The organism is Actinosynnema mirum DSM 43827 (assembly GCF_000023245.1).
GTDB classification, from domain to species: Bacteria; Actinomycetota; Actinomycetes; order Mycobacteriales; family Pseudonocardiaceae; genus Actinosynnema; species Actinosynnema mirum.
On sequence record NC_013093.1, the window covers coordinates 7,214,302 to 7,227,866 of the forward strand.

Here is a 13,565-nt window from a genome sequence, read left to right on the forward strand (position 1 = left end):
CTAAACTGACCTCCGGTATGGGTGTGACGATTCCCTGATGACCTGAGGCGGACATGACCAGCGGCAAGAAGACGAAGGCCGCGCGCTCCAGCGTGCAGGCGGCGCGTTCCTCGGTGGTGGCGAGCAAGCCCAAGCCGTGGGGCACCATCATCGCGGTGATCGCCGTGCTGGGACTCGCGGGCGGTGTTTTCGGCTACGCGTACACGCGCATCGACGAGAAGAACCAGCGCGACGCGGCACTGGCCAAGTGGAACCCCACCGAGGAGAACAAGGACCCGTCCGACCAGATCGAGGGCGTGGTCAAGCAGGAGTACGCGGCGGGCAAGCACGTCGACGCGACGCAGCGGGTGGCGTACAACTTCTCGCCCCCGTTCGGCGGGCCGCACGACTCGGTGTGGGCCAACTGCACGGGCGTGGTCTACTCCAGCGCGGTGCGCACCGAGAACATGGTGCACGGCCTGGAGCACGGCGCGGTGTGGATCGCGTACAACCCGGACCAGGTCTCGGGCCAGGCGCTGGACACCCTGAAGGCCAAGGTGGACAACCAGCCCTACACGATGATGTCGCCGTACCCCGGCCTCGACAAGCCGATCTCGCTCCAGTCCTGGGGCCACCAGCTGAAGCTGGAGTCGGCGGACGACGAGCGGATCGACCAGTTCGTCCAGTCGCTGCGCCGGAACCAGTACACGTACCCGGAGATCGGCGCGACCTGCGACTCCGCCACGTTCAACGTGGACAGCCCGCCGCCGTTCGTGGCCGAGGCGCCCGGCGCCGACGCGGTCCCGATGGAGGGCGGCACGCAGGCCACCGACGAGATGCCGCAGGACGGCCAGCCCGCCCCGCAGGTCTCGACCCCGGCCGGTTCCGAGGCCCCCGCGACCGGCGCCTCCGCGCCCGCGTCGTCCGCGCCCGCCGGCAGCTGACGTGGCCGACGTGGAACGGGTCCCCGATCCGGACGACCCGCTGACCGACCCCGCCGACCCGACCCCCTCGCACGAGGGGGCGGGCGGCGGGCGCCCCACCGCCGCGCGCGCCGTGGTGATCGGCGCGGCCGTGGTGGCCGTGCTGCTGCTGGGCGCGGCGATCGGCCTGCTGGTGAAGGTGCCCGGCGCGGACACCGGCACGACGCCGGGCCGGGACTCGGTGGACGTGGGCTTCTCGCAGGACATGGCGGTGCACCACGTGCAGGCCGTGACCATGTCGAACATCGCCCTGGACCGCACCGGGGACGACGCGGTGCGGCAGCTGGCGTTCGACATCGGCTCGACCCAGCTGGAGCAGGTCGGCCGCATGAAGGGCTGGCTGACGCTGTGGAGGATGCCCGAGCAGCCCGCGGGCGGCACGCACATGGCGTGGATGTCGGAGCCGGGCGCGACCGGGCACCACGACGGGACCGTCGCGACCGACGGCGCGTCCGCCGGGCGCAGCGGGCTCATGCCGGGCATGGCCACGTCCGAGGAGCTGGCGAAGCTGCGCTCGCTCGGCGGGACCGAGTTCGACGTGTACTTCCTCCAGCTGATGCTGCGCCACCACCAGGGCGGCGCGCCGATGGCGGCCTACGGGGCCGAGCACGCCGAGCAGGACGCGGTGCGGACGCTGGCGGACAACATGCTGCGGTCGCAGACCGGCGAGTCCGAGTACATGGAGCACCTGCTGGCCGACCGGGGCGCCGCCCCGCTCCAGTGAGGCGCACGGGGCAGGCGTTGACGGGCGCGGCACCTGCCCCGTGCCACGATCCGCAACGGGGTTGAGCTCCCCCGAACCCCCCGCTGCGGCTCCCCTGTCGTGCGTCACTCGGACGGCGCTCCTCCAGGAGGAGGTGCCGGTAACGCTATGACACTTCCGTGGCGATCACATCTACTTCTTTTGGGTGAAAAAATAGCTGAAAAAATTTCACCTAGGCGAGCCCGGTAATCACATTCCACACAATGGTCGCAAATGGTCCCCCGATCGCCGGAACCGACCACGTGTCGTGATCACCCGATCGCGCGGCGCCGATCAGCCCCGGTCGGAGCAGTGGCCGGACATTCTTCCGGACAGGATCCAGCAGCGATCTTGACATCGATGTCAGCCTCCCGCTTCTCTGCCCGCTATGGGGGCCCACGAGGTCCGGACCTGGCGGAAGGCGTGCGCAATGGGGCACATGCGGGGCAGGCGGAGATCATTCGCGGGTGCGCTGGCGATATCCGTGGCGCTGGCGGGCGTGCCAGTCTGGGGGCAGGCCACCGCCGCCCCCGAGGAGCCGCCCGTGCGCGAGACCGTCTTCGCCACCTCCTTCGAGGAGGGGCAACCGCTCCCCGACTGGGCGAGCACCGTGGAGACCGGACCGGACGGGAAGCCGAGGACGGGCGGCGTCAACGGCAACGACTCCACCGGCATCCCCGGCAACATCACCGACCGCGTCACCGCCGTCGCGGCCAACGCCGAGTACCCCGAGTCGGACGAGGTGAAGGAGAACCTGGTCGACGGGAGCCCCAGCAGCAAGTGGCTGGCGTTCACCGCGACCGGCTGGCTGGAGTTCACCTTCGACGCGCCCGCGACCGTCGAGGACTACGCCCTCACCTCGGCCAACGACGCCCCCGAGCGCGACCCCAAGGACTGGAAGCTCAGCGGGTCCGACGACGGCGAGACCTGGACCGAGCTCGACGCCCGCACCGGGCAGACCTTCGCCGGGCGGCACACCACGGTCACCTACGAGACCGGCAACACCACCGCCTACCGGCACTACCGGATCGACATCACCGCGAACCGGGGCGGCCAGGCCGTGCTCCAGCTCGCCGAGGTCACCTTCTCCGACGGCTCCACCTCCCCGCCCGCCGAGCACATGCGCACCACCACCGGCGAGGGCGCCACGGGGGCGTACAACTCCCGCTCCCGCACCGGGTTCACCGGCACGCGGGCGCTGCGCTACCAGGGCACGCACACCGCCCAGGGGCGCGGCCACTCGTACAACAAGGTGTTCGAGGTCGACTTCCCGGTCACCGCGACCACCGAGCTGTCCTACCTGCTGTTCCCGTCGTTCAGCGCGGGCGACCTGCGCTACCCGTCCACGTACGCGGCGCTGGACGTGGCGTTCTCCGACGGCACCTACCTGAGCGAGCTGGGCGCGCGCGACCAGCACGGGTTCGAGCTCTCGCCGAGGGGCCAGGGCGAGTCGAAGGCGCTGTCCACGAACCAGTGGAACCGGGTCGCGTCGGTGATCGGGCAGGTCGCGGCGGGCAAGACCGCCAAGCGCATCCTGGTCGGCTACGACAACCCGGCCGGTCCGGCCGCGTTCAACGGCTGGGTCGACGACGTGGCCGTGCACACCGCGCCCGAGGTGGTGGAGCACGCCCGCCCGTCCGACTGGGTGGTCACCACCAGGGGCACCAACTCCAGCGGCGGCTTCTCCAGGGGCAACAACTTCCCGGCCACCGCCGTGCCGCAGGGCTTCAACTTCTGGTCCCCGATGACGAACGCGGGGTCCACGAGCTGGATCTACGAGTACGCGAAGGCCAACAGCCGCACCACGAACCTGCCGTCGCTGCAGGCGTTCACCGCCAGCCACCAGCCGAGCCCGTGGATGGGCGACCGGCAGACGTTCCAGGTCATGCCGACCACCGGGACGCCCACCGCCGACCGGGCGCTGCGCTCGCTGCCGTTCAAGCACTCCAACGAGATCGCGCAGGCGCACTACTACGGCGTGGCGTTCGAGAACGGCATGAGGACCGAGATCGCGCCGACCGACCACGCGGCGGTGTTCCGGTTCACCTTCGTCGACGACGCCTCGAACCTGGTGTTCGACAACGTCAGCAACGAGGGCGGGCTGACGCTGGACGCCGAGAACGGCGTGGTGAGCGGGTTCTCCGACGTGCGCAGCGGGTTGTCCGCGGGGGCGACGCGGCTGTTCGTGTACGGGGAGGTGGACCGGCCGGTCACCGGCAGCGGGAAGCTCACCGGGGCCGGGCGCGACAACGTCGCCGGGTACCTGCGGTTCGACACCTCCGCCGAGAAGACCGTGACGCTGCGGATCGCGACCTCGCTGCTGGGCGTGGAGCAGGCCAGGAAGAACCTGGACCTGGAGGTGTCCACTTCGGACACGTTCGAGTCGGTGCGCGACCGGGCGCAGGGCGCGTGGGACGACATCCTCGGCAAGGTCAAGGTCGAAGGCGCGAGCCAGGACCAGCTGACCACGCTGTACTCCAACCTGTACCGGCTGTACCTGTACCCGAACTCCGGCTTCGAGAACACCGGGACGGCGGCCGAGCCGAGGCACCAGTACGCGAGCCCGGTGCGCGCGGGCGGGGCGAGCACGCCGACGCGGACCGGCGCGCAGGTCGTCGACGGGAAGGTGTACGTCAACAACGGGTTCTGGGACACCTACCGGACCACCTGGCCCGCGTACAGCCTGCTGACGCCGGAGAAGGCCGGTGAGATGGTCGACGGGTTCGTCGAGCAGTACCGGGACGGCGGCTGGATCTCCCGCTGGTCCTCCCCCGGCTACGCGAACCTGATGACCGGCACCAGCTCCGACGTGGCGTTCGCGGACGCGTACCTGAAGGGCGTCGGCGGGTTCGACGCGGAGGCGGCGTTCGCGGCGGCGGTGAAGAACGCGACGGTGACCCCGCCGAACGCGAGCGTGGGCCGCAAGGGGCTCGACACCTCGGTGTTCAAGGGCTACACGTCCACCGCCACCGGCGAGGGCATGTCGTGGGCGCTGGAGGGCTACGTCAACGACTACGGCATCGCCACCATGGCCAAGGCGCTGCACGAGTCGACCGGCAAGGCGGAGTACCTGGAGCAGCACGAGTACTTCCGCGAGCGCGCGCTGAACTACGTGAACATGTTCGACCCGTCGGTCGGGTTCTTCCAGGGCCGCAAGCCGGACGGCGCGTGGCGGCTGCCCGCCGGGCAGTACGACCCCGAGGTGTGGGGGCACGACTACACCGAGACCAACGGCTGGAACATGGCGTTCACCGTGCCGCACGACGGGCAGGGGCTCGCGAACCTGCACGGCGGCAAGGAGGGGTTGGCGAAGAAGCTGGACCAGTTCTTCGCGACGCCCGAGACGGCCACGAAGGTCGGGTCGTACGGCGGGGTCATCCACGAGATGCTCGAAGCGCGGGACGTGCGGATGGGGCAGTACGGGCACAGCAACCAGCCCTCGCACCACATCCCCTACATGTACGACTACGTCGGGCAGCCGTGGAAGACCCAGGAGAAGGTGCGGGAGGTCCTGTCGCGGCTGTACCTGGGCAGCGAGATCGGCCAGGGCTACCCCGGCGACGAGGACAACGGCGAGCAGTCGGCGTGGTGGCTGTTCAGCGCGCTGGGGTTCTACCCGCTGCAGATGGGCAGCGCGAGCTACGCGGTGGGGTCGCCGCTGTTCACCAAGGCCACCGTGGACCTGGGCGGCGGTCGCGAGTTCGTGGTGAACGCGCCGGGCAACAGCGCGTCGAACGTCTACGTGCAGTCGTTGAAGGTCAACGGGAAGGCGTGGGACAAGGCGCACCTGCCGCACTCGGTGCTCGCGGACGGGGCGGTGCTGGACTTCGAGATGGGCGCGGCGCCGTCGACGTGGGCCAGCGGCGCGGACGCCGCTCCGCCGTCGCTGACCACGGGCCCGGCGGTGCCGACACCGCTGCGGGACGTGGTGACGGCCGCGTCGACGACCGCGTCCGGTCCGGTGGGGCCGCTGGTGGACGACACGTCGGCGACCGAGTCGGCGGTGTCGTGGGTGCAGGTCGCGGCGCCGGACCGGCGGGAGAAGGCGGAGTTCTACACGCTGACGTCGGGAAGGGCGGCGGGCGCCGATCCCGGTTCGTGGGTGCTGAAGGGCTCGTACGACGGGAAGACGTGGGTCGCGGTGGACGAGCGGTCCGGTCAGGAGTTCGTGGACCGGAAGCAGACGCGGGCGTTCAAGATCGCGCGGCCGGGGCACTACCGGCACTACCGGCTGGAGCTGTCGGGGTCGGCCGCGCTGGCGGAGTTCGAGCTGCTGGCGAAGCCGTTCGCCACCTGCGACCGGGTGGTGTCCGGTGAGCACGCGGGCCCGCTGACGGTCGGTTCGGGGACGGTGTGCCTGACCGGCGCGGTGGTGTCGGGGCCGGTCACGGTCGGGTCGGGCGCGGCGCTGTACTCGTTCGACTCGGTGGTGCGCGGTCCGGTGTCGGCGGCGGGCGCGTCGGCGGTGGTGCTGGTGGAGACCGAGGTGGCCGGTCCGGTGTCGGTGACCGGGACGACCGGCGAGGTCTCGCTGGAGCTGGCGCGCGTGTCCGGGCCGGTGAGCGTGGTGGGCAACCGGGGCGGGACGCTGCTGGCGGGCAACGCCGTGGGCGGTCCCCTGTCGTGCACGGCGGGCGACCCGGCCCCGGTGGACCACGGCTGGCCGAACGAGGTGCGGGGCCCGAAGTCGGGGCAGTGCACGGGGTTGTAGTCGTTGGCTCTTCCCGTTGGCTACCAGGGGATTTCGCGGCAGCGGTCCGCGGAGTCCCCTGGTTCCACCTGGAGCGTGGCGTGCTCGATGTGGTACCGCTGCGCGAGCAGCTCCTGCGCGGCCTGGAGCACCACGGCCGGGTCCGCGCCGCCGCGGGTGGCGAGGTGCGCGGAGGCGACCTCCATGCCGGAGGTGAGGGTCCAGACGTGCAGGTCGTGCGCCTCGGCGACGCCGGGGAGCTGCGCGAGGTCGGCCTCCATGGCGGCGACGTCGACGCGCTCGGGGGCGTGCTGGAAGAGGATGCGCAGGGCGGTGGAGGCGAGCTTCCAGGTGCGCGGGAGCACGAAGAGGCCGATGGCGACGCCCATGACCGGGTCGGCGTACCGCCACCCGAAGACGAGCGTGACGAACCCGCTGATGAGCACGCCGACGGACCCGATGAGGTCGGCGAGCACCTCGAGGTAGGCCCCTCGGACGTTGATGCTCTCCTTGGCGCCCTCGCGCAGGGCGAGGAACGAGACGATGTTGGCCAGGAGCCCGGCGGTGGCGGCGGCGATCACCGGAAGTCCGGGAACGGCAGGCGGGTCGCCGAGCCGCTGCACCGCCTCGTAGATCACGTAGCCCGCGACCCCGAAGAGCAGGAGCGCGTTGGCGAGGGCGGCGAGCACCTCGGCCCGGTAGAGCCCGAACGTCCGGCTGTTGCGGGCCTGGGCCCGCCGGGCGATGAGGATGGCCGCGAGCGCCATGCCGACGCCGAGCACGTCGGTGAGCATGTGGGCGGCGTCCGAGAGCAGCGCGAGCGAGCCGGTGGCGAGCCCCACGACGAACTCGACGACCATGAAGGCGGCCCCGACCCCGAAGGCGATCCAGAGCCTGCCGACGTGCGCACTCCCCAACGAAGCCCCGCCGCCGTGCCCATGCCCGTGCCCGTGTCCCATGAGGGGGAACATATAGTGACATGCGCATGTATGCAACACATCCCACGGGTCGAGCCGTATCGTTCCGCACCCCTCCCCGCGACCACACCGCCCAACCGGGTGCCAGCGCCGCACGTTCCGGTGAAACTTCGGAAAACCTCCAGCTCAGCCGGGCTGGAGACCACAGTGGAGGGGGTGGCGAAACGGGGTGGCGAACATGCGCTAAGCTTCTCCCCGTAGCTGCGGCCCCCGTAGCTCAGGGGATAGAGCACCGCCCTCCGGAGGCGGGTGCGCAGGTTCGAATCCTGCCGGGGGCACCACCGAAAGAGGCCCAAGAACCAGTTCTCGGGCCTCTTTCGCTTTTCGCCTACTCGGTGTCGATGCGCGCGTCCTTGCCCATCGCCCGCCCGACGAGGTCGAGCAGGGCGCGTCGTCGGGCCTCCATCGCCGCGGTGAAGTCGTCACCGTGCAGGTGCGCCACCGCGATCAGGTGCGAACGCACGTTCCGGTCGACCTGCTCCGGGCTGGTCTCCGCCTTGTTGACCAGCACCCGCAGGTACGCCGACGGCGCCCGACCACCGATGAGGCGGTTGGTGCGCGCGGTCAGCGGGGTCTTGTTGAGGATGGAGTTGTACCTGGCCTGGGAGATCCCCTGCTTCTCGCACCAGGCCCTGGGAAACACGTGGTGGATGTCGACGGCGTTGTCGAAGTAGTTCTCGATGGACATGTCGGAACCGGTGCACCAGTCCACCGGCGCCTCCTTGAGCAGCAGCGCGTAGAGCCCCTTGTAAGCCGCGGAACCACGGGTTCGCAGGGAGTTGAGGCGACTGGAGAAGAACTGCGCCTCCTGGACCGTGCGCGGTTCGTCCCCCTGCCCCGTCACCCAGGCGACGACCTCGGGCACGTCGCGCGCGAAGCGGGTCTCGATCGTGCCGCCGTAGAGCTCGCCGAAGACACCGGACCAGTACCAGCGGGAGATCTTCCGCACCGCGCCGACCGTCTTCGCCTTCGGGCCGAGCAGGGTGAAGATCGCCGACAGCGGGATGAGCTGGCTGCCGTAGGGCAGGAACCGGGTGTCGAAGATGTGCTGCGAGTACAGGAACTGGGCCGCCGACTTGAGGCCGTCCGCGACCTCGGGAGCCCACTTGCGGTACTCCGGCAGGGTCAGGTTGAGCATGTCGACTCGGCGGCAGCCGATGCGCGGAGCAGCCAGCTCGTCCCGGCCCGCCTCGATGGCGGCCTGGTGGCGCTCGTACGTGGCGAGCAGGGTCACCGCCTGGAGGAAGTCCGTGTTGGCGACCTCGGAGAGGACCCGGTACTGGCTGCCCGCCCACTGCTCTTCACGCCCCGTCCAGTCGCGCCGCAGGTCGAAGTCGTCGGCCGCGAAGGTCGCGGTCAGCAGTTCGAAGACGGTCAGGGTGACCCCACCGGTGTTGACCTTCTCGAAGACCTGGCACACCGCCTGCCGGGGAGTGCTCTTGCCCAGTTCGAGCACCGGGAGCTGGTACTGCTCGAACCTCTTGATCACGGCCTCGTGGAACTCGCCCCACAGCTTCAGGTTCTCGGCCTGCCGCTCCGGCTCGTGCTGGACGAACCCCATCATCCAGGGCATCGAGTTGAACACCGAGGCGCAGGGGAACATGCGGTGCGCGTACTCGTGCTCAGGCGTGGACAGGTTCAGCAGGGCCTGACCGCGGAAGTCCAGGCGCACCTTGCTCTCCGGGATGAAGACCACGGCTTCCTCGCGATCGCCGTCGCCGAGGAGCGCTTTCTCCATGTCGAGGTAGAACCAGCCGCGAGCGGTCTTGTTGCGGACGTCGTGGGTCTCCACGGGCGCGTCGCGGAACAGGGACTGGTAGAGCGAGGTCAGCCGCTGCTGCCCGTCGAGGATCAGCCGGTCCGGCACGACGTTGCTGCGCGGCGCGCCCTCGACCGACCGGGTCTTGAAGCGGACGTCGCCACCTTGCTTCAGCATCATCGCGGTGCCTGCCGGGTAGCCCAGCGAGATGGAGGTGATCAGGCTCGCGATGTTGCGGTCCGGCCACACCCAACCGCGCTGGAACTCCGGGAGCTGCGCTTCTCCCTTGTCCACCTGGGTGAGCAGGTCCTTCAGGAACTCCTTCTCGATGCCGAAGCTCTCGACCCCCACGCGGCCCCCTCGCTCGTTCCAGCGTCGAGGGATTCATCGCGCAGTCGGGTGAAAAAGTTTCTCCTGACGCTGCACCGGTTGTACGAAGTGGTTGAGCTCAGAACGTCCCCGACGCCCACCTCGACAACTCCGCCCGCGCCGCCGCCAAGTCCCCCGCACCGGTGGTCACCAGCGCGAAGTGCACCCCCGCCCCCGCCCTCAGCAGCACCCGGTTGACCCCACCGACCCCAGGCTCCGGCCCCCACGACACCGCCTCCACGCCCGTGTCCGAAGGCACCCCCCGAACCACCCCCAGGTCGCTCACCACCGAAGTCCCCTGCGGCGTGAACCCCGCAGGCAGGTGCAGCTCCGTAGGCGCCCCCGACTCCGCCCCCTCCCACACCAGCACCGCGTACGGGCTGGTCCCCACCAGCCCCCGCACCGCGGGCATCCCCGCAGGCACCTGGTTCCACACCAGCTCAGCGTTCCCGTCCCGCGCCCGGTCCTCGTACGTGAACGCCCGCGTCGTCCCCGCCACCGCGCGCGGGAACACCCGGTCCACCAGTCGCGCGTCCACCGTCAGCCCCGCCGCGCCGTCGTCGCCGACCCGCACCACCGAGAAGTGCTCGTCGTTCATCGCGTCGCCGTCCGTCTTGAGCTTGGCGGGGTTGTCGTTCATGTACTCCCGGTGCCGGTCGTAGTTCGTGTCCCAGTGCCACTGGCTCCCCGACAGCACCGGCCCGGACGTCGCCGCCTCGGCCCACCACCGCGACCCCGGCAGCGCGCTGTCCAGCGACTGCTGCGTCGCCTTCAGCACCGACGGGTACTTGTCCGCCGTCAACCCCCGCACCGGGTGGCCGTACTCGGAGACGATCGCGGGCGTGCCCAGTTCCGCCGCGCGCGTCCGCACGTCCGCGAACGTCCGCGCGTACTGCCCGTCCCCCGCCTTCCCCGGCATCAGCAGCCCGGACTGGGCCTTGCCGTCGTAGAAGTGCGTGTTGAACGCGTACCCGTCGCCCCACGGCGCGGCGCCGGGGAAACCGCCCGGCTCGGCGAAGAAGTCCACGTTCTGGTTCCAGAACACCAGCGGTTCGGCGAAGGACGTCTTGTCCCGCCAGCCCGTCTCGTCCATGAGCCGCCGGAACCGCTGGTGGAACGGCCACAGGTGGTCGCGCTCCCACGTCAGGCCGGTCTGGCCCGCGTCGTAGCGGCCGGCGTACGGCTCGTTCAGCGGGTCCACGCCCAGCACCAGCTCGAACGCCTCGGCGGACAGCCGGTTCCTCAAGCCCCGCAACGCTTCCCCCGCCGCGCTCAGGAACTCGTCCTGCACGCGCAGCGGTCCCCCGTCCACCTGGAGCTCGCGGTTGTGCCAGAAGTCGTAGGTCGCGGCGGTGACGGCCGTGTTCGACTTCATGTTCTGCCCCCAGTGGAAGCACAACCCGCACGACTCGGCCGGGTACCCGCCCGCGCGCACCACCCACGCGGGCGCGCCGTCACCGGTGTACCAGCTGTCCCGGTTGAACACGTGCCGCGAGTACAGGTCCTGGTGGAAGTCCACGTACACCCGCACGCCCTGGTCCGTGAACGCCCCCACCTGCTCGGCGACCCGGTCCAGGTACGCCTGGTCGATCCGCCTCGGCTCCGGCTCCAACCACGCCCAGGTGACCAGGAACCGGACCGCGTTGGCGCCGGTCAACCTGCGCAGCGCCGCGGCGGAGTCCCGCGCGGCCTGGACGTTCGGGAACGGCAGCCCCCGGTACTCGGCGAGCTTGGCGGTGCCGGAGACGTTGAAGCCCCGCAGCACCACCTCGCGCCCGTGCTCGTCCCGGAAGGCCCCGCCGACCGGTCTGACCTCGCCGCCGTCGAACCACGCGGACGCGGCGGGGGCGGCGGGGGCGGGGAGCGGGGCGGGCGCGAGCAGCAGGAGCAGTGCGGCCAGGAGCGGGGTGCGGCGCATCGGTGGTCTCCCCCACCTCGGCGGAACCGGACGCTTCCCCTGGGACGCTAGTGATCCGCTCCGGGGGTGCCAAGGGCCGCGTGGCGCAGCGGGGGAAGGGCCGGTCGCAGGCAGGCGGCGCGAACCGGGGCCGCGGCGGGCGCGGGGCGGCTCAGTCCTCGTCCCAGTCGCGGGTCCACTGGCGCCTGCGCTCGCGCTCGTGCTCGATCCAGTCCTCGCCCTCGGCGGCGATGGACTCCAGCAGGGGCAGGGCGTTCTCGATCCCGGACGTCTCGTAGGCGGCCTCCACCAGCGCCTCCGGGTCCTCGCCGGACGCGCTGGCGTCGACCCGCACGGCGATGGACTCGTTGTTGGACAGGACGAGCGTGAACACCCGGCTGCGCAGGTCCTCCACGTCGGTGCGCTCCTCGTCGTCCGCGGCGGTGGCGCGCACGCCCTTCTCGGTGACCTTCGCGGAGACGACGGCGTCGTAGCGGAACAGGAAGCGCTCCTCGTTGCGCGCCTCGCCGGTGTGCGCGTCCAGGTGCAGGCGGATCAGCCGGACCCCCTTGCGGGTCAGCAGGAGGATGCGCACGAGGTACGCGGAGTAGCGGGGCGGGCCGTTCTCCAGCCTGCCCCTGCGGGCGCCGGGCGCGCACTCGGTCAGCACCACGTGCTGGACGACCTGGTCGCGCCGCAGGCCGAACCGGTTGATCACGTCGGAGACCAGGTGGAACCGGTCGAGCGCGTGCCAGCGGGCGACCTGCGCGTCGGTGGGGCGGTCCGCCAGGTGCGCCGACCACCGCTGGTGCTCGGCGAGCTCCTCGGCGTGCAGGGCGTCCGCTTCGGCGCGGACGGCGCGGTTGGCGGCGTGCGGGGCGGCCAGGCGGGTGACGGCCGCCAGGAGCAGGGAACCGGCCAGCGCCAGCGGGAGCGCGGCGTGCGGGGCGGTGACCAGGCCGAGGAGCGCGAGGAGGGCGCCGGTCAGGCGCAGCAGGCGGGCTCGGGACGGGTCGGGGCGGTCCGGGTGGCGGTCGTCGGGGTGGCGGCCGTCGCGCTCGCGCTCGGCGTGCCAGCGGACGAGCCAGCGCAGCGAGGCCGGTTCGACGCCGCCGTGGTGGCTGCGGGCGAGCCGGTTCCGCAGCCTCGTCCTGGCGCGCTTGGTGCTCCGCGCCCAGTGCTGGGCGGCCGGGGTTCCCCGCTCGGGGCCCGCTTCGGCGTAGAGGCGGTCGACGAGGTTGCCGACCCGCCTGGCGAACTTCGTGTTCCGGGCGGGCTCGCCGGTGGCGCGGTCGGACGCGCGCAGGAGGCGGTCCGCTTCGACGGTGATCCCGTTGCGCACCACCAGGAAACCGCCCGCGAGCAGCAGCGGGTGGGCCAGGGGCGGGAGGTCGGCGAGCAGGAGCGACCCGGCGGTTCCGGCTGCGCCGAGCAGCGCCCACAGGCGGTGGGCCGGGACGCCGGAGAAGACGGCGGGGACGTGGGGCCTCGGCGGCGCGGGGACGGCCTCGAAGAACTTCTCGGACCGGGCGGCGCGGGCCGGGTCGGTGCGCTCGGCCGCCAGGTGGGCGCGCAGGTCGGCGGCCCGCCACTCCTGCGCGGCGCCGCGCAGCAGGACGTCCAGGTGGCGGGAGATCTCCTCCTGGCGCTCCAGCGGGAGGTCGGCGACGGCGGCGGTGGCGGGGGTGCGGTAGTCGTCCCTGGCCCAGCGCAGGAGGGCCCAGAGCACGTCGAACGCCCGCGTCCACCCGTCCTCCGGGCACTTGCGCCTGAGGTTGCGGGCCTCCTTCAGGCGCTCCAGGGGTTCCCCGGACAGCTCGCCGAGGGAGCGCTCGCTCAGGATCGCGAGGGCGTGCAGGTAGGCGCGCTCGGCGGTGCCCCAGCCGTCCGCGACGAGCGCGCCGAGCAGGTCCTCGGCACGGCGGGGCGTGCCGCCGTCGAGGAAGTTGCGGGCCACCTCGTGCCTGCGCTCGGGCGGGTCGCCGTGGTTGACGTGGTAGGTGCGCTTGTCGTGGTGGATGGTGGTGTCGCCGATCTGGAAGCCGATCTGCTGGTCGACGCGGGCGTTGTCCTGCGCCGTGTTCGTGTTGTGCAGCAACGGCTCGTCGAGTGCGCTGGTCACGGGGGTGCTCCGTTCGTCGGGCGGAGGGCGTCGCGCCTCTCACTGCT

At 71.5% G+C, this 13,565-nt stretch carries 7 protein-coding genes and 1 tRNA gene; 4 read left to right on the top strand and 4 right to left on the bottom strand.

What is annotated here, in order from left to right; genetic code table 11:
• The first annotated feature begins 53 nt into the window (after positions 1-53).
• The 3 genes from AMIR_RS30535 (at position 54) to AMIR_RS30545 (ending at position 6,415) form a co-directional block, all read left to right on the top strand.
• Entirely contained in the window at positions 54-923 is an 870-nt protein-coding gene (locus tag AMIR_RS30535; protein ID WP_015804850.1) for a thioredoxin-like domain-containing protein, read from the top strand.
• 1 nt (position 924) lies between these two features.
• Complete coding sequence (locus AMIR_RS30540) at positions 925-1,686, top strand: DUF305 domain-containing protein (RefSeq protein ID WP_015804851.1); 762 nt, start codon at positions 925-927, stop codon at positions 1,684-1,686.
• Positions 1,687-2,134: 448 nt separating this feature from the next.
• Positions 2,135-6,415 carry a GH92 family glycosyl hydrolase gene (locus AMIR_RS30545; protein WP_015804852.1) on the top strand — a complete coding sequence of 1,427 codons (4,281 nt, stop codon included), beginning with the start codon at positions 2,135-2,137 and terminating at the stop codon, positions 6,413-6,415.
• 20 nt (positions 6,416-6,435) lie between these two features.
• Here AMIR_RS30545 and AMIR_RS30550 read toward each other — a convergent pair whose 3' ends face one another.
• On the bottom strand, positions 6,436-7,353 hold the full coding sequence (locus AMIR_RS30550) for a cation diffusion facilitator family transporter (protein WP_041838517.1): 918 nt from the start codon (positions 7,351-7,353) through the stop codon (positions 6,436-6,438).
• Between the two features lie 224 nt (positions 7,354-7,577).
• Between AMIR_RS30550 and AMIR_RS30555 the strand changes: the two genes are divergently transcribed.
• Positions 7,578-7,652, top strand: a tRNA-Arg gene (locus tag AMIR_RS30555).
• Positions 7,653-7,699: 47 nt separating this feature from the next.
• On the opposite strand, the gene AMIR_RS30560 is transcribed toward AMIR_RS30555, so the two are convergent.
• From AMIR_RS30560 to AMIR_RS30570, 3 genes are all read right to left on the bottom strand, one after another.
• Positions 7,700-9,481: a GmrSD restriction endonuclease domain-containing protein gene (locus AMIR_RS30560; RefSeq protein ID WP_015804854.1), complete on the bottom strand. Its 1,782-nt coding sequence runs from the start codon at positions 9,479-9,481 to the stop codon at positions 7,700-7,702.
• 97 nt (positions 9,482-9,578) lie between these two features.
• On the bottom strand, positions 9,579-11,417 hold the full coding sequence (locus tag AMIR_RS30565) for a cellulase family glycosylhydrolase (protein WP_015804855.1): 1,839 nt from the start codon (positions 11,415-11,417) through the stop codon (positions 9,579-9,581).
• A gap of 151 nt (positions 11,418-11,568) precedes the next feature.
• A complete protein-coding gene (locus AMIR_RS30570) occupies positions 11,569-13,518 on the bottom strand; it encodes a hypothetical protein (RefSeq protein WP_015804856.1) in 1,950 nt (649 codons plus the stop codon).
• Positions 13,519-13,565 lie beyond the last annotated feature (47 nt).

Excerpts from the sequence above, each read along its gene's own strand:
- AMIR_RS30535 (WP_015804850.1), top strand. The coding sequence starts at position 54 with ATGACCAGCGGCAAGAAGACGAAGGCCGCGCGCTCCAGCGTGCAGGCG.
- AMIR_RS30545 (WP_015804852.1), top strand. The coding sequence starts at position 2,135 with ATGGGGCACATGCGGGGCAGGCGGAGATCATTCGCGGGTGCGCTGGCG.
- AMIR_RS30550 (WP_041838517.1), bottom strand. The coding sequence starts at position 7,353 with ATGGGACACGGGCACGGGCATGGGCACGGCGGCGGGGCTTCGTTGGGG.
- AMIR_RS30565 (WP_015804855.1), bottom strand. The coding sequence starts at position 11,417 with ATGCGCCGCACCCCGCTCCTGGCCGCACTGCTCCTGCTGCTCGCGCCC.